Raw genomic sequence first — 21,883 nt, 5'->3', positions numbered from 1 at the left:
TTCCGCCTTGCATTCCGATATTGCTATGTTTATATAGCTATGTAAAAATAGAAAAATGAGCGAAATCAATTTTCTGCCTACCGCCGAGGCCAGCCTGCTGCGCCGGCAACTGATGTCCATGGTGCGCAGGCTGCGCCGCCAGGGCAGCCTGGATGTCCTGCCTTTCGGGCTGCTGGCGGTGCTGGGCGCGATAGACCGCGCCGGCGGCGACATCACGCCGACCGAGCTGGCGCGCCGGGAGAACCTGCGCTCGTCCAATCTGGCCAGCGCGCTGCGCGAGCTGGACGCTTCCGGCCTGATCCGCCGCACCCAGGACCCAGACGACGGCCGCCGGGTGCGCGTCGGGCTGTCCGAGGCCGGCGAGGCCGCGCTGCGGCGCAACCGCCAACTGCGGGACGGCTGGCTGCAGCAAGCGCTGCAGGGGCTGAGCGCCGAGGAGCGCGGCATCCTGCTGCGGGCCGGCGAGCTGCTGGAGCGGCTGGCCGCGTCCGAACCCACATCGATCAAGGAGCAAGCATGAAAACCGCACTGCTGACGCTGGATTACATCATCGACATCATGCATCCGCAGGGCCGGGTGGCGCGTTGCGCCGGCCATGCCGCCGAACGCGGCGTGATCGCCGAGGCCAACCGCGCGATCGCGCTGGCGCGCGCGCGGGACTGGCTGGTGATTCACGTCAAGGTGGGCTTCTCGCCGTCCTATGTCGAAATGCCGCAGGGCTCGGCCATTTTCAGCCGCGCGGCCGAATTGCAGGCGCTGAACCTGCAGGGCGAGGGCACCGCCTTCCATCCGGAGCTGGATGTGCGTCCAGAAGACGCGGTGGTCGCCAAGCACCGGGTCAGCCCCTTCTACGCCACCGGCCTGGAAGCGGTACTGCGCGCGCAGCGCATCGAGCGCTTGGTGGTGGCCGGCGTCAGCAGCACCTGGGCGGTGCAGGCCGCCGCGCGCGACGCGCACGACCGCGACTACCGCGTGCTGGTGTTGGAGCCCGCCTGCGCGGCAGCCAGCGAGGAGGAGCACCAGATGTCGATGCGGCAGCTGGCGGCGATCGCCGGCATCGTCACGCAGGAGCAGCTGGAGGCCTTGTGATCGCCGCGCTGGCCCGGCACTGCGACGGCTACCTGGCGCCGCGGTCTGTCGCCCTGCTGCTGCCGGCGCTGGGCATGGCGCTGATCGACGGCGACCCGCGCTGGCTGAGCGGCGGCATGCTGGCGGTGTGCTGCCTGATCGCGATGGAGCGCGGCCGGCTGGATGCGTCGTCTAGTTTGCTCCAGGCGCTGTCCGCGCTGGGCGGCGCCTTGCTCCTGGCCTGGCTGTGGCGCTGGCCCGCGTGGTTCGCGCTGGCTTGCGGGCTGGCCGCGGAGCTGGGGTGCCGGCTGGGCCGCCGCCGCGCCGCCTGGCGCTCGGTCGCCAATTTCACTTTCATCCCGGCCTTGTATCTGGGCTATGAGATGGCCGAACGGGGCGCGTCCGCGTCGGCCGAGCTGCCTTGGCTGGCCGGCGGCGCGCTGGCCGCCTGGGCGTTGCACCTGCTGGCCGGCCGCCGCGGCGGCGCCGAGCGCAAGCCGGGCGAGTCGCCCGCATTCGGGCTGGCTTTTGTTTGCGTCGGGGTGCTGGCCTGGTGGGCGGCGGCCAGCCGTTTGCCGTACGGCCAGTGGCTGGTGTGGTCGGCCGCCAGCGTCTGCGTGGGCGGCTGGGCCGCGGTGCGGAGCAAGAGCTGGCAACGCGTCAGCGCCGCCCTGATCGGCGTGCCTTGCGGCGTGGCGCTGGGACTGGCCTTGAGCGACAGCGCGCCGCTGGCCTGGGCGATGGCCGCGGCGGGGATGCTCAGCCTGACGCTGTTCCGCGCCTACCGTCCCGCCTTCGCCGCCCGTAGCATGCTGGCAGCCGCGCACCTGACGCTGGTTGGCGGCCTGGGCCTGGCGCGCTTGCTGGATGTCGGCGCGGCCGCGGCGCTGGTGTTGCTGGTGTTGGCTGTCGGTGGCTGGCTGGCGTCGCCGCGTTGAACCGCCGCGCTTACGCCGGCTGCATCGGGCGCGGTTGTTGCTGTTCCAGCCGGCGCGTCATCATTTCCTCGGCCAGCGGGCTGCCCAGCAGATAGCCTTGCATCGCTTCGCAACCCAGCGTCTGCAGGAAGCGCTGCTGGTTTTCGTTTTCCACGCCTTCGGCCAGCGTTTCCATGCTCAGCGCGCGGGCCAGGTTGACGATGGCGCTGACGATGGCGGCGTTTTCCTCGTCGCCGGGCAGGTCGCTGATGAAGGAGCGGTCTATCTTCACCACGTCCGGCGCGAAGCGCTTCAGGTAGGCGAGGCTGGAGTAGCCGGTGCCGAAGTCGTCTATCGCCAGCCGCACCCCCATCGCCTTGATCACCGCCAACTGGCGCGATGCCAGGTCGGCATCGGCCATCAGCGTGCTCTCTGTGACTTCGAGTTCCAGGCAATGGCCGGGCAGCGCGTGCCGTTGCAGCGCCTCGCGCACGTCGTCGATGAAGTCGTGCCGCATCAGCTGGTGGGCGGAGACGTTGACCGCCACCCGCATCGGCGCCAGTCCGGCATGCAGCCACAGGCTGGCCTGGCGGCAGGCCTGGTCCAGCACCCAGCGGCCCAGCGGCACGATCAGGCCGGTGTCCTCGGCCACCGGGATGAAGCGGCCGGGCATGATCAGGCCCTCGTCAGGATCGCGCCAGCGCAGCAGCGCCTCGCAGCCCAGCAGCCTTTGTCCGGCCATGTCGTATTGCGGCTGGTAGACCAGGTACAGCTGTTCCTGCTCCATCGCCCGCCGCAGCCGGTTTTCCATCAGCAGCCGCTCGGCCACCTGGGTGTTCATCTCGCGGGTGTAGAAGCGGAAAGTGTTCCGGCCGTGCGCCTTGGCGTGGTACATCGCCAGGTCGGCGTTCATCAGCAGGGTCTGGATGTCGCTGCCGTCGTCCGGCATCAGGCTGATGCCTATGCTGCAGCCGACCACCAGCGAATGCTCGCCGATCTGGAATGGCTGCTGGATGGTGCGCAGGATGCGCTCGGCGATCTGGGCCGCCTCGCCGGGCTGGTTGATGGACGGCAGGATCAGCACGAATTCGTCGCCGCCGGTGCGGCCGACGGTGTCCAGGCCGCGCACCGCGCCGGCCAGCCGCCGCGCCACCTCTTTCAGCAGCTCGTCGCCGGCGCAGTGGCCCAGGGTGTCGTTGATGTTCTTGAAGTGATCGAGGTCGACGAACAGCACCGCCAGCTGGTTGTGCTGCAGCTCGGCCTGGCGTATCGCCTGGTGCAGGCGGTCGTTGACCAGCACGCGGTTGGGCAGGTCGGTCAGCGCGTCGTATTCGGCCATGTGCTGGACCCGCGCTTCCTGCTCCTTGCGCTCGGAGATGTCGGTGAACAGCGCGACGAAGTGGCTGATCTCGCCCTGCGCGTCCAGAAGCACGCTGATGTTGACCCAGCAGGGGAAGTGCTCGCCGCTCTTGCGCCGGTTCCAGATCTCGCCCGACCACTGGCCGCGCTGCTGCAGCGTCTGCCACATTTGCTGGAAGAAGGCCGGCTCGTGGCGGTCGGAGAACAGCATTGAGGCTTTGAGGCCGCGGACCTCGGCTTCGCCGTAGCCGGTGATGTGGCCGAAGGCGCGGTTGGCGGTGAGGATGCGGTTGTCCGGATCGGAGATCAGGATGGCCTCGTTGCTGGATTCGAATACCTGGGCGGCCAGCCTGAGCTGGCGTTCGGCCTGGCGGCGGCCGCTGATGTCGCGCGCGGTGGCGCACAGGTAGGCGTCGCCCTGGTAGTTGAGCTGGTTGATCGTGACTTCCAGGCAGCGCTCGGACTCGCCGGCGCCCTCCATCGTTTCGAAGGTGAGCGGGTAGCCGCCGCCGGGATGGCGGAACAGCGCGTCCGCCAGTTGCGGCGCTTGCCGCAGCGCCTGGTTGCAGTACACCACTTCGCCGCGGCTGTTGCGCAGCGCCACCAGCTCGGTGGCGTTGTCGATCATGAAATGGCTGAGCTTCAGCTCCCGCGCCTGCTCCTTCAGCGACAAATGGCTCTGCGCCAGATCCTGCTGGTAGCGCCGCACCAGCGCGCCGACCCAGCGCACGAAGTACCAGCACAGCAGGCCGGCGAACAGCATCGCCACCAGGGTCATGCCCAGCGTGGCGAGGATGCGTTCGGCCAGCCGGCCCTTCAGCCGCTGGGCGGCGCGCAGGCTGTCGTCCCGTATCGTCTGCACCTTGACGCTGGTGACCAGGGTCCAGTCCCAGCCCGGCAACTGGCGGCTGTAGGCGAGATAGCTGTCGGAGGCCAGGCCGGCGTCGTCCTGCTGGCTGTATTCGACGAAGCCGCCGTGCTTGCCCAGCTGCACCAGCTGTTCGACGCGGGCGCGCTCGGCGGCGGGCAGCTTGAGGTAGGGTTTGCCGACCAAGGCCGGCCGGGTCGGGTACAGGCGGATGATGCCGCCGCCGTCCACGATCATCAGCTCGCCGCCGGCCTGGCCGGCGCGCATCCGCGCCAAGGTGTCCAGGCCTTGTTGCTGCAACGCGGCTTCGACATTGCTGATGTATTCGCCGCTGCCGATCAGCCAGTTGTAGCGTGGAAAGCGGCGGGCGTAGGTGATCTTGTCGTCCATGCGGCCGGCGCCGGGCAGATACCAGCGGTAGGCGGAGAAGCCGCGGCCGGCGGCGTTGTCCACCGAGTCCAGCAGGCCCCGCATGATGCGGCGGCCGCGGTCGTCGCGGTTGTCCAGCAGCGATTGGCCTTCGCGCTCGGGCGCGGTGGGCAGCAGCACGCAGCGGCCGTTCAGGGTGTCGATGAAGAAATAGCCGCGGCCGTCGAAGTAGCGCAGCGGCCGCAGCGCCTCTACGATCAGCTGCTGCACCTGCCGGGGGCTCTGGCGGGCATGCTCGCGGCGCCAGATGGCGTCGGCCAGGCTCCAGGCCTGGTCCACCTGCTCGCGCAGTTGGTGGCGCATGGTGTCATTGGTGCGCTCCCGCAGCGCCGACAGCAGCAGCGCGGCGTGGTCGGCGTAGGCTTGCAGGCCGTCGCGCGCGCGCGCGGTCGCTTCCTGTTCGATGTTTTGCCGCCCGGATTGGAAATCGCGCCAGCTCATCATCAGGAAATAGCTGGCCAGGGTCAGCGCCAGCGCGAACACGATGGCCAGGGTGCCGGACAGCTGCAGGCGCGACAGCCGGGCGGGATTCCATTCCATCACGATCTCTGGACTTCGAAAAGGGATGGTCAGTATACGGGATTATCCTGAATGTCATGAAAAATTGTCAGGCGGCGATATCCAATTTCCGTTAAAATCGCGCTCGGGAGTTGGCCAGGCAATCGCCGCGTTCGCAAGGACGGGGAGGAAAGTCCGGGCTCCATAGAGCAGGATGCCGGTTAACGACCGGGCGCCGCGAGGCGACGGAAAGTGGAACAGAGAGCTGAACCGCCGATGGCCGGACTTGTCGACCGCAAGGTCGACAAAGTCTTTTTTCGGGGCTTGCCCCGGAAAAACCCGCAAGGGCGGATCAGGCAAGGGTGAAAAGGTGTACCGGGAGGCGCAAGCCGGCCCGGACGGGCGGGGAAACCCGCTTGCGGTAAGAGCGCACCGCGGACGTGGCGACACGGACGGCAGGCTAAACCCCATCCGGAGCAAGACCAAATAGGGGGGCGCTAACGTGGCTCGCGTTGTCCCCGGGTAGGTTGCTTGAGCCTGTCGGCAACGGCAGGCCTAGAGGAATGATTGTCCAACGACAGAACCCGGCTTATCGGCTGACTCCCACCCCATTCCTTATTCCTTCCGGACGCGATTACTCGCGGCTATCGAATCTGCTTAAAAAATAAGCAAAAACTTTTCCCGCCCGGCGAAAATCGCTATACAATACCGACCCTTCCCAGCCATTACCCGTAATTTATTTGTCATGCAGATAGGACCGTACCAACTGAAAAACCGGCTGATCGTGGCGCCGATGGCCGGGGTGACGGACAGGCCTTTCCGCATGCTGTGCAAACGGCTGGGGGCGGGGATGGCCGTGTCCGAGATGATCACCGCCAACAAGGCCTTGTGGACCACGCCCAAGACGCTGCGCCGCGCCAACCATGAAGGCGAGGTCGAGCCCATCGTGGTGCAGATCGCCGGCGGCGAGCCGCAGATGCTGGCCGACGCGGCCCGGCTCAACGTGGAGCACGGCGCGCAGATCATCGACATCAATATGGGATGTCCGGCGAAGAAGGTGTGCAATGTGGCGGCCGGTTCGGCGCTGCTGCGAGACCTGGACAATGTCGGCCGCATCCTGGAGGCGGTGGTGAAGGCGGTGGACGTGCCGGTGACGCTGAAGACCCGCACCGGCTGGAGCCGGGAGGTGAAGACGGCGCTGGCGGTGGCGAAGATGGCCGAGGACGCCGGCATCGCCGCGCTGGCGCTGCATGGCCGCACCCGCGAGGACATGTACCGCGGCGACGCCGAGTACGACACGATACGCGCGGTGAAGCAGGCGGTGTCCATCCCGGTGGTGGCCAACGGCGACATCGACTCGCCCGAGAAGGCCCGCCGGGTGCTGGACTACACCGGCGCCGACGCGATCATGATAGGCCGCGCGGCGCAGGGGCGGCCGTGGATCTTCCGCGAGATACAGCATTATCTGGACACCGGCGAGACGCTGCCGCCGCCGACCGTGGACGAGATACGCGCGCTGATGCTGGAGCATCTGGACGAGCTTTACGGTTTTTACGGCGAGTACTCGGGCTGCCGCATCGCCCGCAAGCACATCGCCTGGTACACCAAGGGCCTGGCCGGCGGCAACGCCTTCCGCCAGCAGATGTACAAGCTGGAGAGCACCGACGAGCAGCGGCTGGCGGTGGGTGAGTATTTCTCCAGGCTGGGCGACGCCGGCGATCGTCTAAGCTATGTAGTCGAGGATGAGGACAAGTTGGACCGCGACGGCGGCGCCGTGGCGGAGGGAGAGGCATGCGGCGCTTGACGCCGCGGCCTGGTGGGGACCCGACTTCTGGATACCAATAACAAGATGCAAAACAACGATCACATATCGCAGTCGGTGCGGCTGGCGATGGAGCAATACTTTCGCGACCTGGACGGCGAGGCGCCGTCGGCGATCTACGACATGGTGCTCGCCTGTGTCGAGAAGCCGCTGCTGGAGGTGGTGCTGATACACACCCAGGGCAACCAGACGCGAGCAGCGGAGTTGCTGGGATTGAACCGCAACACGCTGCGCAAGAAGATGAAGTCGTATGATTTGATTTGAAGATAACCGGCCACACCGTAACAGGGTGGCCGGTTTTTTTTGCCCCTCCCGCGCGGCGGGAGGCGGGGATTCGATGGACAGGCTGCCGATTGCTAAAGTTGAAATCTCGCCGATGCGCGTCGTCGGCGGCCTGGGCCGGGTTTTTATTGTGTTCATCCATAGCCAAAGCGGTAGAGAAACATGACCAAGATCGAACGAGCGCTGATCAGCGTGTCCGACAAGAGCGGCGTGCTGGAATTCGCCAGGGAGCTGTCCGCCCTGGGCGTGCACATCCTGTCCACCGGCGGCACCGCCAAGCTGCTGCTGGAAGCCGGCCTGCCGGTGACCGAAGTGTCCGATTACACCGGCTTCCCGGAAATGCTGGACGGCCGCGTCAAGACGCTGCATCCCAAGGTGCACGGCGGCATCCTGGGCCGGCGCGACCTGCCCGAGCATGTGGCGACGATGGCCGAGCACGGCATCGGCAATATCGACCTGGTCTGCGTCAATCTCTATCCGTTCGAGGCCACCATCGCCAATCCGGACTGTTCGCTGGAGGACGCGATCGAGAACATCGACATCGGCGGCCCGACCATGGTGCGCTCTGCGGCCAAGAACTGGGCCCACGTCGCCATCGTCACCGACAGCGCCGACTACCCGGCGCTGGTGGGCGAGCTTAAGGCCAGCGGCGGCAAACTGGCCAAGGCCACCCGTTTCGAGCTGGCCAAGAAGGCCTTCACCCACACCGCCGCCTATGACGGCGCGATCTCCAACTACCTGACCAGCCTGGCCGACGGCGTGGTGGCGGGCAAGCCCGAGCGCGTCGCCTTCCCGAACCGCCTGAACGCCCAGTTCATCAAGGTGCAGGACATGCGCTACGGCGAGAACCCGCACCAGGCCGCCGCCTTCTACCGCGATCTGGACCCAGCTGCAGGCAGCATCGCCCACTATCAGCAGCTGCAGGGCAAGGAACTGTCGTACAACAATATCGCCGACGCCGACGCCGCCTGGGAGGCGGTGAAGACCTTCGACGATACCGCCTGCGTCATCGTCAAGCACGCCAATCCCTGCGGCGTGGCGGTCGGCCCGGACACGCTGGCCGCTTACAAGCTGGCCTTCGCCACCGACACCACCAGCGCCTTCGGCGGCATCATCGCCTTCAACCGCCCGGTGGACGCGGCGACGGTGGAGGCCGTGACCGGCCAGTTCCTGGAAGTGCTGATCGCGCCGTCCTTCACCGAGGAAGCCAAGGCCATCATCGCCGCCAAGAAGAACGTGCGCGTGCTGGAGATTCCGCTGCAGGCCGGCGCCAACCGTTTCGAGCTGAAGCGCGTCGGCGGCGGCGTGCTGGTGCAGACGCCGGACATCCGCAACGTCGGCCTGGACGAATTGCGCGTGGTCAGCAAGCGCCAGCCGACGCCGAAGGAAATGTCGGACCTGCTGTTCGCCTGGCGCGTGGCCAAGTACGTCAAGTCCAACGCCATCGTGTTCTGCAAGGATGGCCAGACCGCCGGCATCGGCGCCGGCCAGATGAGTCGCGTCGACTCCACCCGCATCGCCGCGCGCAAGGCGCAGGACGCCGGTTTGAGCCTGGCCGGCGCGGTGGCGGCGTCCGACGCCTTCTTCCCGTTCCGCGATGGCATCGACGTCATCGCCGAGCAGGGCATCAAGGCCATCATCCAGCCGGGCGGCTCGATGCGCGACGAAGAAGTGTTCGCCGCCGCCGACGAGCACGGCATCGCGCTGGTGCTGACTGGCGTGCGCCATTTCCGCCACTGACAACAGCCGGCAAGCCGCCGCGTCCCGACGGAAACGGCGGTAATGAAACCGACTTGGCGCTATGCTATTCAGGTAGGCGCCAACAGGCGGCGGCTTAGGGCCGCCGCCCCACACAATAGAATGGAAACCCGATGAAAGTTCTCGTGATCGGCTCCGGCGGCCGCGAGCACGCGCTGGCCTGGCGCATTGGCAAGTCCAAGCGCGTGTCCAAGGTCTTTGTCGCGCCGGGCAACGCCGGCACCGCGCAGGACGCGAATCTGACCAATATCCCGGCCAACGGCGTGGCCGAGTGGCTGGCTTTCGCCAAGGAAGAGAAGATCGACCTGACCGTGGTCGGCCCCGAGGCGCCGCTGGCCGCCGGCGTGGTGGACGCCTTCCGCAACGAGGGCCTGAAAGTGTTCGGCCCGACGCAGTACTGCGCGCAGCTGGAAAGTTCGAAGGACTTCGCCAAGGCCTTCATGCAGAGCCACGGCATTCCCACCGCCGGCTACCAGACCTTCACCGACGCCGCGGCCGCGCATGGCTACGTCGACGGCAAGGGCGCGCCCATCGTGATCAAGGCCGACGGCCTGGCCGCCGGCAAGGGCGTGGTGGTGGCGATGACGCTGGACGAGGCGCACGCCGCCATCGACGACATGCTGCTGGGCAACAAGATGGGCGATGCCGGCAGCCGCGTGGTGATCGAGGATTTCCTGGTGGGCGAGGAAGCCAGCTTCATCGTGATGGTGGACGGCGAGCACGTGCTGCCGATGGCCACCAGCCAGGACCACAAGCGGCTGCTGGACCACGACCAGGGGCCGAACACCGGCGGCATGGGCGCTTACAGCCCGGCGCCGGTGGTGACGCCCGAGGTGCACAACCGCGTGATGCGCGAAATCATCCAGCCGGTGGTGCAGGGCATGAAGAAGGACGGCCATCCGTATACCGGCTTCCTGTACGCCGGGCTGATGATAGACGACGAGGGCCACCCCAGGGTGATCGAGTTCAACTGCCGTTTCGGCGACCCGGAAACCCAGCCCATCATGGCGCGCCTGAAAACCGACTTCACCGTGTTGCTGGACGCCGGCGTCAACGGCAGGCTGGACAAGGTGGAAGCCGAGTGGGACCGCCGCGTCGCCTTGGGGGTGGTGCTGGCCGCCGCCGGCTATCCTGACGCGCCGCGCAAGGGCGACGCTATCCACGGCATCCCCGCCGAGAGCGAGGACGGCATCGTGTTCCATGCCGGCACCGCGTTCGACGAGCAGCATCAGCTGCGCGCCAGCGGCGGCCGGGTGCTGTGCGCGGTGGGGCTGGGCGACAGCGTCAAGATGGCGCAGGGCAGGGCCTACCAATTGGCCGACGCCATCGAGTTCGCCGGCAAGCAGTTCCGCCGCGACATCGGCGCGCGGGCGATCGGGCGCAAGCACTGATCGCTTGGCTCGACAATGAAACAGCGTCCGTCCGGACGCTGTTTTGCTTTGGACAGCGCTCTTTATCTTTCCCTACAATGGTGGCGCGCTCAAAAAAATAGGAAGAAACGATGATCTTGGTGACTGGCGGCGCCGGTTATATCGGCAGCCATACTTGCGTTAAATTATTGGAGGCCGGCCATGAGCTGGTGGTGTTGGACAATCTGTGCAACAGCAAGGAAGAGGCGCTGCGGCGGGTACAGGCGTTGGCCGGCAAGCCGCTGACTTTCATCCAGGGCGATATCCGCGACGAGGCGGCGCTGAATGAAGCGTTCCGCCATCCCATCGACGCGGTGATCCATTTCGCGGGTTTGAAGGCCGTAGGCGAATCGGTGGCCAAACCGCTGGAGTATTACGAGAACAATGTCAGCGGCACGCTGGCGCTGCTGCGCGCTATGAAGCGCCATGGCGTGAACCGGCTGGTGTTCAGCTCCTCCGCCACCGTTTACGGCAATCCGGCCAGCACGCCGATCACCGAGGATTTTCCGCTGTCGGCGACCAATCCTTACGGCCGCAGCAAGCTGATCGTCGAGGACATGCTGCGCGATTTCGCCAAGGCGGAACCGGAATGGCGGATCGCGTTGCTGCGTTATTTCAATCCGATCGGCGCGCACGAGAGCGGCGATATCGGGGAAGACCCGAACGGCATCCCGAATAATCTGATGCCTTTCATCACCCAGGTCGCCAGCGGCAAGCAAGCTTGCCTGAAGGTATTCGGCAATGATTATCCTACCCATGACGGCACCGGCGTACGCGACTACATCCATGTGGTGGACCTCGCCGTCGGCCATGTGAAGGCCGTGCAGGCATTGCACGGGCAACCCGGTTTGTTGACGGCGAATCTGGGCACGGGCAAGGGATACTCGGTGCTCGACATGGTGAAGACCTTCGAGCGCGTCAACGAAGTGGCCGTGCCGCACGAGATCGTCGCGCGCCGCCCGGGCGACATCGCGGAGTGCTGGGCCAACCCGGCCGCCGCCGAGCGCCTGCTGGGCTGGCGAGCTGAAAAGGGCCTGGAAGAAATGTGCCGCGATAGCTGGCGCTGGCAGAGCCGGAACCCGGCGGGTTTTCCATAAATGAAAATGGTCCGGCAATGCCGGACCATTTTTTATGCTGATATAGCTTAGAAATCGTAGCGGGCGTTGAATGTCAGCACATGGTCCACATTTTCCTTGTGCTTGTGGTGGCCTAGCTTGGAGTCGCCGTACCCGACTTCGAACGACAATTTCTTGTAGCCTACCGATACAAAGGGCAGGGCAGCGAAGCCATTGTGGTCGGAACCGTTTAGATAGCCGCCGTAGATGCCCAGCCCCATCTTGAAGTCACCTGCCACGTTGAAATCCTTGCGCCACCCGGCGGCAGCGTAGTACGCGGTTTTTTTAGCGGAGTCGCGATAAACGGCGCCGCGAACAATGGGCCGGCCCCATGGATATTCCTGAGGCGACCACTCCGCGCCCAGTCCGGGATTGAACTGCTCGAAATCGCAATTGTGCTTGTGGCTATTGCAGCCGTAATGTTTGGAGGCGAAAGGGACCAGCAGCGATACGTCGGCCAATGCCGGAAGAGCGGGGAGCAACAGAGCGGCGAACAACGCGGAACGAACGGACATCTAGACACTCCATTATTGTGGGTTATGGCATCTGACAGTAATCAAATTCACAATTTGTGTAAATAATTGGCATGTAATTTTATTTTTACATATATTTTTAAATTATAAGACGAATTTGACTTATTGCCTGCAGAGAGGTTTTGGCTCAAGTTTTGGCAACGCATCGTGTTTTACCCGCTGTTTTTAGGTTGGCCACAGACGGCCTAGCCATTCCCACAGAGCAGTGATTTCTGCAGCCTCGTCCAGCTCAATAAGGAAAACCGTTGTCAGAGAGAGCAATAGGGGCGCAAAGGCAGATGTGAAAGAACGCCGGCGTGTTTGGCGAGGCAGCCAGTGCGATTCGCCGAAAAAAGCGCCGTTGAGCTGGGTGTGTCTGATCAGATAGGAGCGCAGCTTGCCATACAACTCTCGTTGCGGCGGTTGACACTCTCGCCAGAAACGATCCAACCCATGTTGGAAAGTCAGCCCCTCCATGTCATACAGCGCGCGCCCCATGACCGCCAGAGGCTTGCCGTGGTGCAGAGCGGACAAGCCGACGGTACTGTTGACGGTGACCACGCCCAGGCTCTGCTTCAACAAGGAAGGCAGATGCGCGTCGTGCAGGTAATGTACCCTGTCGGCGATGCCGGCTTTCTGCGCTAAACCTTCGATCAAATGACGGTAATTGCGGTGGCCGCGGTCCATAGGGTGGTGTTTCAGCACCAGATGCCGATCCGAGGGAGCGTGGCGCGCGAAGGATGAAATGACGTCGTCGATGAAATCCGTCACGTCTCTATAGTGGCTGTGATTCAGAATCTGGCTGTCGTTGAAGACCTGCAATGCCGTCAGGTAATAGCCTTGCCCGGGGCCGGACAGCACGCGCCGGGTGATGGCGCGCTCGCTTAGCCGATAACACTGCTTGCGCCAGCCGGAACGCAGCCATAGCGCGCATTCGCGGAACGGGGAGAAATCCTTGTGGTGCTGGTAATGAGGATATCGCCGTCTCCATAGCCAGCCGGCGGCGTAATAACTGATGGCGGTGTACGCCATCCTGCGGAATGATGGCTGAGTTGGCCGGGGTGCGGGGGAGTCGCTGGGCTCATGCTTCAGAATGGCGGCCGGATCGTCTGCCAATTTCGAATAAGCGTTGACGCCACCGGACTCAAGGGTGACATAGTCTGGACGCAGATAACCTTCCTCGAAGGCATAGAAGGCCAGTTTCCGGTCTCGGCAAAGCTCGGCGGCGATGCGATGATAGCGGCGGCAGTCGCCAAAGCAGACCACGCCATCGATTTGCTTGTCTTGTAGAAACAAGGTCAGCCAGGCCGCGAAGTTTTCCTGTCGGCCATCGTAGTCGGTGCTTGGCAGGCGGCGATGATAGAGCCTGTCGCCGCCATTGAAATTGATCTTGTGGACGGCGACGCCATTGTCGCGTAGCCAATCGGACAGGGCATTGAAAAAGGGCCCCATCGGCCCCTGCAGCAGCAGCAGCCGGCGGTGTCTGAGCAAAGGTTGGGCGGCAAGCATGGTTCTTTTGATGTTTTATGGTCAGCGAAGGGTGCGCAGCAAGCCGCGCGCTTTGCGCCATTGACGGGCCAGCCAGCGGGTTGAGACATAGTTTGCATGGTCGCAGGCTTTTTGCCGACGCAAATATTCCACAACCACTTCCACGCGGGCGAAGCCATCGTGACCGGGAATCGTATAGCGGGGGTAGGCGATCAATGCGCCGTAGACCAACTGGTCCAAAGTCAGCCGGCGCTGGCGGTGCGGGAGCGGCAGCCGGTCAACGGTGAGCCCCCATCCTGCATAGAACGGACTGCCGTAGCAGTGAACTCTTTTGCCCTGAAGCAAGGCTTCGAATCCTGCCTGAGAGGTCATGGTATGGATCTCATCTGCCGCCGCCAGGCAGTCGGCAATGTCTGCTCCCGTGGCGACCTGATCGGCCAATCGGGCTAGCTCGCTGGCAGGGACCATGCCTTGGCGGTTGCCGGATACGACGTCAGGATGCGGTTTGTAGATCAGCCAGGCATCCGGGCGAAGTTGCCGGGCCTCACGCAGTAGCTCAAGGTTGCAGCGTATCTCCGGCGAGGCTTCGCGGATCGAGGCGTCATCTTCCACCTGTCCCGGCACCAGCACTACGGTTTTGCCCGCGGCTTCCGCGGGAACCTGGAAACCGCCCCCCACGTTGTACTTGCTGAGCTTCAACTCGACCAACTGTTGCCTGAGACGCGCCGCACGCGTGATTTGCCAATCATCAAGCTGCAGCGTGTTGAGCAAGCGCTCAAGGTCGGAGCCTGAATGCGGTGAGTAGTACAGGCCGCCGCGGTCCACCACCAGCGACATCGGGGGCATCAAGTTGGAGCCGAGACCGACCGAGCGCAGAAAGCCATCCTCCATTCTGAGCAAAGGCAGGCCACGCTGCGCCGCCCATTCGGCGATATCCGGCTGCATGCCCCAAACCACCAGCTTGCTGTCCGGCGGCAAGGCGGCGGGCAGCTTGTCTAGTCTGGAAATGAAACGCAGGCGGTTGTCCGGCGTCTTGAGAAAGGGCCAGACAGCTGCCCGCTTCCACAAGCTCATGCCCACGCACCAGAGCGTCCCGCTGGTCTGTTCCCGTAGTTCCCGGTTCTGTCGAATCCATTCCGCAACGTCAAAGAAGGTGCCTGGCTGGCCGGTCTCCGGATGAATGTAACGGGCGTATTGCAGATAGGCTGCGTGGAACAGCTCTTCCAGCGTGCAGCGCCGCTGGCGCCGCTCGCTCAGCTTGGGCATGTCGGGATGGCGGTCGTCGGTCAATCCCCAGCCGGCATACCAAGGCATGCCGAAGCACACGACCTTGCAGCCGGCGATCAACGCTTCGAAACCCATGTGAGAGGTGACGGTATAAACGATATCAACTTGGGAAAGCAGCGATTGCGGACAGATGTCTTCGGCCAGCAGCCGTGCGTCTTCTGGCACCTGTGGCAGATAGCCGCGCTTCTTGCCTGCGAGAACATCCGGGTGGGTCTTGATCCATACTTCAGCATACGGATGTTCCCGGCGGGCAACTGCCAGCATTTGTTCAAATGAGGCCTTGTGTGCTCCTCCAAGGCGTACGGAAATATCTCCTTCGGTTTGATCCAGCACTAATACGCGAACACTACGGCCTTGCTCTGGTTGGACAAACGGTGGTGCGTGATTATATTTCGACAGGCGGTGATGTCTGATCCACATTAAGCCTCTGGCTGCATTCGGAATCGACGCGACTGATAATGGGCCAGCGTTCAGAGTTTGCTCCAGTCGAGAAGGGCAAGTGGCATCGTAATAGATGCCGATATCGTCCAGTACGATGGATAGAGGGAAAGCACCATCAACACCCAGCCCCAAGGAGCGGAGAAATCCATCTTCCAGCGACCAGTAGGGGAGCGAGAGCGAGTGGGCAAGTGTTTGCGCGTGGAGAGACGATGGCCGCAATCCCCAACCCGCTACCGCAACCAATCTAGCTGTATTACGCACCCACGGGCTACGTATGTACCGCACTGGCAAGCCGATCAGGGCTGTCAGATGCGGAATGCGAGCGATGCCCGCGGATCTTATTGCGATCATTGTATGGACTTGTTTATTAGTAGTACAGGTCGCCATATTCCAAGACCGCATCGACATGAGTAAGCACCAGATGTATGTATGCCTTGTTGTAATTGCGGATGAATATGGAGAACCTGCGTTTCTATCCCAGAAAATTTAATATGATGAAGAGCAATTGCATCATTTTGAAGTTAGAGGTCTTTAGCCATATTAAAAATGGAAAGTACCCAATGATCGGTGGTGTATTTTTTTACTGCAGATCTTATCTCCTCTCTATCTTCTTTGAATATTTTTCTGTGATAAATATCATTGATATGCTTAACCGCAGCTTCAGTGTCAGCAATATGCCATTTTTTGTCGTATTGGAATGTCGCGCATCCTTTTGATGCTGAAAGTTTTTTCTCCAGAAACTTAACTACGCCAACATCAGTGCTGACAACATTTATTCCTAGTGATAAAGCTTCAATCGCACTTACTGGTCCACCTTCGCACCTAGCAGAAATGAGCAAAATGTCCATATCCGAATAGACTTTTGGATAGTCTTTATATGTAATATTTTTATCTCGAGCATAATACTTATAGTCTATTTCATAGGCATCGAACTGACTTGTTAGCTCTTCCCAATTCTGTCCCAAAATATGTAATTCAAAGTCTATTCCTATTGCTTTTAGGCGTAGCGAAATATCTAGACATAGATCGCCACCTTTTCGATAACCCTTTGGCTCAGCGAGTGAGCTTTTTTTCAATAAGTCTTTATTTGTTGTTCCATAGGCCCTTCCTACAAAACCAATATTCAATTTGGATTTTGCGGGCTTTTCTGAAGTTTTCCAGAAATTCGAGGTAAATACATTGTCGTCATACCCAATTGGTATGAATGTGAAGTTGTTTTTATTGGCGATAGAATACGATGGGCCATAACATTCTTCGATCTCGCAAACCCCGACAACATGCTTAATTGAAGAAAGGGATTTAGCTAGATTATTATAATTAAATTGATAGAGAGGTTCAAAGCAGGTTCCATGGTGAATTGCAATAGATTTTTTAATTATATCTTCGTGAGTAGGTAACTCTGACTTCATGGAGTCATATGATGACTTATAGTTTTTTGATATTTCTGGATTGTCAATGCCTCTTTCGAGGTAATCCAAATGCCATATTTCCTGTGGGCGCATCCAGATATATGAACTAGCATTTTTTAATGGGAAGTCAGAATGAATACATCCTCTTTTCTCAAATCGCTCGACTAGGTCTTTAAATAAATATGATGGCTTGTAACAAACAATATTAATTACAGAATCGTCACTAATATTGTCTGGCTCATTACTACTTATTTCAGAGAGATAATGTATCTTATCAGCCAGTTTATCCGTAGAAATATATGTTTCTATTGCGAGATTGTTGGAAAAATCTATTTCTAAGGATCTTGTGATTGGTGAAATTAAATTGGCTGAATTTTTGATTAGAAACTCATATATGGCGGGAGTAGAAATATAGTACGAGAGTTTGACACCAATGTCTGAGAACATATCAGACATCATCACATGGTTATTTTTTTCATGTGTAGTTATAACATGTAAGTTATCGGTGCAGATATCCTTCTCAATGAAGGATTCATAAATTGAAGGGAGGGCATCATGTTCACAAAGGGAGAGTGTGCAGTGCTCGGATTTGCTTACTTTCTTGAAAATTCCACCATGTTTGATAATTGGTAGCTTTTCTAGAATATTTTTTTGTTTAATGTCAACTTCGCCTAGCAAAATGCAGAATTTGGCAGCAAGGATTTCATGGATAAAATCAAGATTAATAGTAGAGGCATCAAGAATCAAACCATAAGAAGATAAGTTATGCTTCTTAATTATGTCGGTAATGGTTTTTGTTGCCTCGGTAAATATATTAAATTCTTTTTTGGATATTTTTTTGAAGGAAGAGCGTATGTTGTGGCGTGAGCTTATCTCTTTAGAAAATAGGTGAAAGAGAGGGGAGGTATATTTTTCAGAAATCCCATTATTAATGTATATAGCGATTTTCATTTTATTAACTGTCCAATTTTATTCAAAAGGTTTGATTTGCTATCCAGTAAGAATGCTTTTGGATTTTTTATCAATTTCCTTAATTTTCTCTTGCTGACAGCCCCATAAGGTGAAATGTTAGCTGATGGTTTATTGCGTGTTATTTGGGTTTTATCGCTTGCAATAGATGGTTCTTTTGAATTGGCACGAGAAATTTGATTATGGGAATTCTTATTTTTTGGTATTTTGTGAATGTCGAGTAGTGTTTGAATTTTAATGCTGTCGCTTTCGCCAATTAAGTGTGAAAAGCAGACTGACATGTATTCCCAAAAAAGTGTTAGTTGATCCGTGGTAAGTGCTATAGGTTGTTCTTTAAAAAAAGCATCGATGGTATCAAAATCGTATGTAAATCCATGGTGCCCATAGAAAGGATTTCCAAAGCATGCAATTGGCTTTCCTCTTGCAACCACATCAAATGCTGATTGCGAGTTTAACGTAATCGCATATTTGCAATTGTCAATGAGGCCATGAATTGAATAATCCTCAACTAATGAAATGCGTTCTTGTTGCTCTTGAGGTAAATTTCCTATGAAATTATGTAGTATTTCAAATGTTATGGCGCGCCCTTCAGAATTTTTCCTTTTTTCATAGGGGTGTGTTTTTATAACGATATTTCTTTTCGTACTTGTTAAGAATTTATTTATGAAGTCGATGTAAAATTGTATCGAGTTTTTGTATTTGTTTCTGTCGGATAAAATAGCAAAATCATTGCTGACTTGTGCAATAACTAAGCAATAGTCTTTTTTGTGAAAGGATTGATAAGAAGGCTGAACTACATTTTTATTTTTTGCAAGGCTTAGCTTTTGAATGCTATGGATGTGGTTGGCTTGTTGAGCCAATTTTCTTTTAGTGTAAGATTTACTCTTTAATAATGAGTTATTAGTTATTGATTCATATCTTTTTTCAAAATAAAAATCAGTCCCAGTAAAAAAGTGCTCAGTTATAAAAGAAGGTATTTGGTTGATCTTGGCTATCTCGCAAAAGGCTCTTGTATATATTGTATTTCCGCCAAATGAAATTCCAATGGTTGGTTTCTTTGCGGAAAAACAATCTCTCCAGTGTTCTAGCCAAAACTTGCTGATAAAGCGAAGTTGATTCAGCTTTTCAGGATATTTGGTCATGAAAAATCTGATGGTAGCTTTTTCACAATGTTCGCCAAGTGCTATCCATTCCTCATTGGATGCGCAGATGAAGAGTAATTCAAACTTATATATAGGGTATAAATAAATGCCAAATGATTGTTCATTAATTAAGTCTGAGTGATCATGGATGGAGTGCTCTTGATTATTGCTGGTTGAGTACCTTCCCCAAGAGGATTTTAGTTCTGTATTGGATTGGTCAAATTCATAGAGGATGGAATTATTGTCAAGTGTCTTGAAAAGGGCTGGGAAGTTTTGTTTTTTAAAATTGTGATTGTCTGAAAATAATATCATCATTGATCTCCAATTATCTTGCTAACAATAATCTTTCGTGACTTACCATCGCCATATGGATTTTTTGCCTTTGCCATTCTGTTGTATTCATCTTCGTCATCTATAATTTTTTTAAATTCCTTGATGATAGTCTCCGTATTTGTACCAACTAATCTAACGGTTCCTGCTGCGACTGCTTCAGGTCTTTCTGTGGTATCGCGCATCACGAGAACCGGTTTTCCTAAGGTTGGAGCTTCTTCTTGAATGCCACCAGAGTCAGTTAAAATAATGGTTGCGCGTGACATTATGTAAATAAATGGCAAGTAATCTAGAGGTTCTATTAAGTGTATGTTTGGAATGCCTGTTAGTGCGGCTTTGACTGGAACTTGAATTTTTGGATTCATATGAATCGGATATATGAAGTCAAAATCTTTATATTCATCGGCAAGTTTCTTAATTGCATTGCATATATTTTTAATTCCGTCGCCAAAATTTTCTCGTCTATGTGCCGTGATCAGTACTGATTTTCTTTTTTTGTCAAGAAAAGAGAATTTCTCTTCAATGGAGCGTCTTAAAGTTTCACAATTATTTAATTTTTCAATGGCCATCAATAAAGCATCAATTACAGTATTGCCCGTGATAAATATTTTATCGCTAGGAATATTTTCTTTGAGCAAATTTTCATATGAGCTGATTGTGGGCGCAAAATGTAAATGTGCAATGATGCTGGTAAGTTTTCGATTCCCTTCTTCTGGCCAAGGCGAATAGATGTTGCCTGTTCGCAATCCAGCCTCAATATGAGCGATGTTTATTTGCTTATAAAAAGCAGCAATCGACGCAGCAAAGGTTGTTGTAGTGTCTCCGTGAACCAAAACAGAGTCGGGCTTGAAGTCTTCTAATATTGGAGATAGAGAGGAAATGATGTCGGTGGTAACACTTTGCAGCGTTTGATTTGGTCGCATTATATTCAAATCATAATCTGGTTCTATCTCGAATAATTTTAGGACTTGATCAAGCATTTCTCTATGCTGTCCCGTGACGCAAACACGAGCATCTATTCCCTTTATGCTATTAAGTTCAATAACTAAAGGGGCCATTTTAATTGCTTCAGGCCGAGTGCCGAAAATAGTTAGTATGCGCATATATATATCTTTAAAGGTCTAAAATAACTTTTGCCGCTACGGCGATCTGGTACAGAATCTGGGTGATGCCGCGGGTGACCTCGATGTTTTTGCTGTCTATCTTGGGCATCACCATCACTTCGTCGCCGGCGGCGACTTTGGCGCGTTCGCTGACGGGCAGCGCCTCGCCGTTCTGTTTCATGAGAACCAGGCGGGATTTGTCGGCGCTCTGGTTGTAACCGCCCACTTGCTCCACGTAGTCGCCCACGTTCAGTCCCGACTGCCAGCTGACGGCATTGGGGAACAGCACATCGCCATGGACCATGACCACGCTGGTTTTTTCCGGTATCCGGATCACGTCGCCGTCTTCCAGCAGGGTGGTTTGCAGGGCTTTTTCGTTCAGCACGACCTGGCCCTTGGGCTCGACTTTGCCGGCCTTGGCGACGAAGCGCTCAATCAGCTCGGCTTCGCGGGTGCGCAGCTCGGACTCCTCCTTGGTGGAGGAGCGGGCGGAAAAGGCGGTTTCCTGGAGTTTTTGCAAGGACAGGGCCAGCATGGCTTTCTGGCGTTCGGCCACCGACTTGCGGAACAACTGGATGGAATCGGTTTGCGACATGCTGTTGGAGCGGACCTTTGCCAATACGTCAGCCATCGTCGCGCCATAGGGCAGCACGATGGCGTGCTCGCCGGAATGCGCCCCTTCCACGCGGACCTGGATCGTTCCGGCATAGCGGTCGGCAGTCACGGTCAGCTGATCGCCGTCATTCAGCGTGACGCTGCCGGCGCCGGCGAGAGGGTAGTATTCGCTGGTTTTTGCGCTGCCTTGCCGCCGAGTGATGCTGATATGGGTGGCGCCGGGTTTGGGGCGCGCCATGGCCAGCGCGTCATGGACGCTGATCTGGTTTTTGCCGAACTCGAAGTCGTTGACGTTGTATACCTCGCCGTTGACGGCGAAGGTGTGCTGGCGCGGGCCGACGATGATTACGTCGCCATCGGAAAATTGCACCAGATCCAGTTTGCCATTCAGCAGGAAGTCATAAAGGTTCAGATGCTTACGAAGGGTGTCGCCGCGGCGGATCGAGATGTCGACATAGCTGCCGCGCTCGGCGTCCACGCCGCCGGCTTTATCCAGGTAGCTCAGCACGCTGTCGGCCGCGATCCCGCCATACAGGCCGGGTTGCTTGACGAAGCCGGTGACGAAGACTTTCACCGGTTGGGCGATGTCCAGCGAGGCGTAGGCGTGGACATTGGCCTTGTATACGCGGCGCACGTGATTGGAGAGGACCGTGTTGAGTTCGCCGTTGCGCACGCCGGACACGGTGACGGGGCCGATATTGGGGACGAAGATATTGCCTTGCGGATCGACGGCCAGCTGGCCCTCGTACATGAAGGCGCCCCACAGGCGCAAGGAGATGCGGTCGCCGATGCTGATCTGATAGTCGGGGTTGAAGCCGATGCCGGCGCTGTGGCGGAAGGTACCGCCGAACAGCTGCGAGCCGAACATGCGGCTGGGCGCTTGCACCGGGACTTGCGGTTCCGCGGCCGCCTGCGGCGCGGCGGGCAGGGGCGTGGTCGACGCGCTTTTGATCGCGGCTACGGCGGCGGCATCGGGCGCGGCCGGGCTGCCCATGGGCGTGCCGGGCAGGGCAAGGACCGAGCTGGAGGCAAACAACAGGATGAGGGGTGTCAGGCGCATTG

16 protein-coding genes, 1 other RNA gene and 1 pseudogene are annotated in these 21,883 nt (G+C 58.0%); 9 read left to right on the top strand and 9 right to left on the bottom strand.

Annotated features, from left to right (window positions below; genetic code table 11):
• The first annotated feature begins 55 nt into the window (after positions 1–55).
• From BKX93_RS12680 to BKX93_RS12670, 3 genes are read left to right on the top strand one after another with little or no spacing between them, the layout of a single operon-like run.
• A complete protein-coding gene (locus tag BKX93_RS12680) occupies positions 56–520 on the top strand; it encodes a MarR family winged helix-turn-helix transcriptional regulator (RefSeq protein ID WP_046167808.1) in 465 nt (154 codons plus the stop codon).
• A complete protein-coding gene (locus tag BKX93_RS12675) occupies positions 517–1,089 on the top strand; it encodes a cysteine hydrolase family protein (protein WP_046156306.1) in 573 nt (190 codons plus the stop codon). The genes BKX93_RS12680 and BKX93_RS12675 overlap by 4 nt, the downstream gene beginning before the upstream one ends.
• Positions 1,086–2,006 (top strand): FUSC family protein, encoded by a 921-nt coding sequence (locus BKX93_RS12670; protein ID WP_070980075.1) that lies wholly within the window; start codon positions 1,086–1,088, stop codon positions 2,004–2,006. Before BKX93_RS12675 ends, BKX93_RS12670 begins: the two co-directional genes overlap by 4 nt.
• Positions 2,007–2,016: 10 nt before the next feature.
• On the opposite strand, the gene BKX93_RS12665 is transcribed toward BKX93_RS12670, so the two are convergent.
• Positions 2,017–5,181, bottom strand: coding sequence for an EAL domain-containing protein (locus BKX93_RS12665; protein ID WP_046167806.1), 3,165 nt, complete (start codon positions 5,179–5,181; stop codon positions 2,017–2,019).
• Between the two features lie 106 nt (positions 5,182–5,287).
• On the opposite strand from BKX93_RS12665, the gene rnpB reads away from it, so the two are divergent.
• From rnpB to galE, 6 genes are all read left to right on the top strand, one after another.
• An RNA gene (rnpB, locus tag BKX93_RS12660) (RNase P RNA component class A) lies at positions 5,288–5,747 on the top strand.
• A gap of 137 nt (positions 5,748–5,884) precedes the next feature.
• Positions 5,885–6,943, top strand: coding sequence for a tRNA dihydrouridine synthase DusB (gene dusB, locus BKX93_RS12655; RefSeq protein WP_046167805.1), 1,059 nt, complete (start codon positions 5,885–5,887; stop codon positions 6,941–6,943).
• A 45-nt stretch (positions 6,944–6,988) separates the two neighbouring features.
• Complete coding sequence (locus BKX93_RS12650) at positions 6,989–7,225, top strand: helix-turn-helix domain-containing protein (protein WP_011134100.1); 237 nt, start codon at positions 6,989–6,991, stop codon at positions 7,223–7,225.
• Positions 7,226–7,405: 180 nt separating this feature from the next.
• A complete protein-coding gene (gene purH, locus BKX93_RS12645) occupies positions 7,406–8,983 on the top strand; it encodes a bifunctional phosphoribosylaminoimidazolecarboxamide formyltransferase/IMP cyclohydrolase (RefSeq protein ID WP_070980074.1) in 1,578 nt (525 codons plus the stop codon).
• Between the two features lie 131 nt (positions 8,984–9,114).
• Complete coding sequence (gene purD / locus BKX93_RS12640; RefSeq protein WP_046167803.1) at positions 9,115–10,392, top strand: phosphoribosylamine--glycine ligase; 1,278 nt, start codon at positions 9,115–9,117, stop codon at positions 10,390–10,392.
• Positions 10,393–10,502: 110 nt separating this feature from the next.
• Positions 10,503–11,507 (top strand): UDP-glucose 4-epimerase GalE, encoded by a 1,005-nt coding sequence (galE, locus tag BKX93_RS12635; RefSeq protein ID WP_046156300.1) that lies wholly within the window; start codon positions 10,503–10,505, stop codon positions 11,505–11,507.
• A 47-nt stretch (positions 11,508–11,554) separates the two neighbouring features.
• On the opposite strand, the gene BKX93_RS12630 is transcribed toward galE, so the two are convergent.
• From BKX93_RS12630 to BKX93_RS12610, 8 genes and pseudogenes are all read right to left on the bottom strand, one after another.
• Positions 11,555–12,040 carry a hypothetical protein gene (locus BKX93_RS12630; RefSeq protein WP_046156299.1) on the bottom strand — a complete coding sequence of 162 codons (486 nt, stop codon included), beginning with the start codon at positions 12,038–12,040 and terminating at the stop codon, positions 11,555–11,557.
• Between the two features lie 183 nt (positions 12,041–12,223).
• Positions 12,224–13,546: a capsule biosynthesis protein gene (locus tag BKX93_RS12625; protein WP_070980072.1), complete on the bottom strand. Its 1,323-nt coding sequence runs from the start codon at positions 13,544–13,546 to the stop codon at positions 12,224–12,226.
• A gap of 21 nt (positions 13,547–13,567) precedes the next feature.
• Positions 13,568–15,232: a capsular polysaccharide biosynthesis protein gene (locus BKX93_RS12620; RefSeq protein ID WP_483294888.1), complete on the bottom strand. Its 1,665-nt coding sequence runs from the start codon at positions 15,230–15,232 to the stop codon at positions 13,568–13,570.
• A 27-nt stretch (positions 15,233–15,259) separates the two neighbouring features.
• A pseudogene (locus BKX93_RS26035) lies at positions 15,260–15,604 on the bottom strand (capsular polysaccharide export protein, LipB/KpsS family); the annotation flags it as partial.
• Between the two features lie 170 nt (positions 15,605–15,774).
• A complete protein-coding gene (locus BKX93_RS23755) occupies positions 15,775–17,613 on the bottom strand; it encodes a glycosyltransferase (protein ID WP_083340538.1) in 1,839 nt (612 codons plus the stop codon).
• On the bottom strand, positions 17,610–19,088 hold the full coding sequence (locus BKX93_RS23750) for a capsular polysaccharide export protein, LipB/KpsS family (protein WP_083340537.1): 1,479 nt from the start codon (positions 19,086–19,088) through the stop codon (positions 17,610–17,612). Before BKX93_RS23750 ends, BKX93_RS23755 begins: the two co-directional genes overlap by 4 nt.
• Complete coding sequence (gene wecB / locus BKX93_RS23745) at positions 19,085–20,206, bottom strand: non-hydrolyzing UDP-N-acetylglucosamine 2-epimerase (RefSeq protein WP_083340536.1); 1,122 nt, start codon at positions 20,204–20,206, stop codon at positions 19,085–19,087. Before wecB ends, BKX93_RS23750 begins: the two co-directional genes overlap by 4 nt.
• Positions 20,207–20,216: 10 nt before the next feature.
• Positions 20,217–21,881, bottom strand: a complete 1,665-nt coding sequence (locus BKX93_RS12610) for a polysaccharide biosynthesis/export family protein (protein WP_186009417.1) — start codon at positions 21,879–21,881, stop codon at positions 20,217–20,219.
• Between the last annotated feature and the right edge of the window lie 2 nt (positions 21,882–21,883).

It is taken from the genome of Chromobacterium vaccinii (assembly GCF_001855275.1).
In the GTDB taxonomy this organism is placed as follows: Bacteria; Pseudomonadota; Gammaproteobacteria; order Burkholderiales; family Chromobacteriaceae; genus Chromobacterium; species Chromobacterium vaccinii.
This window is presented reverse-complemented; position numbering and strand designations above follow the sequence as displayed.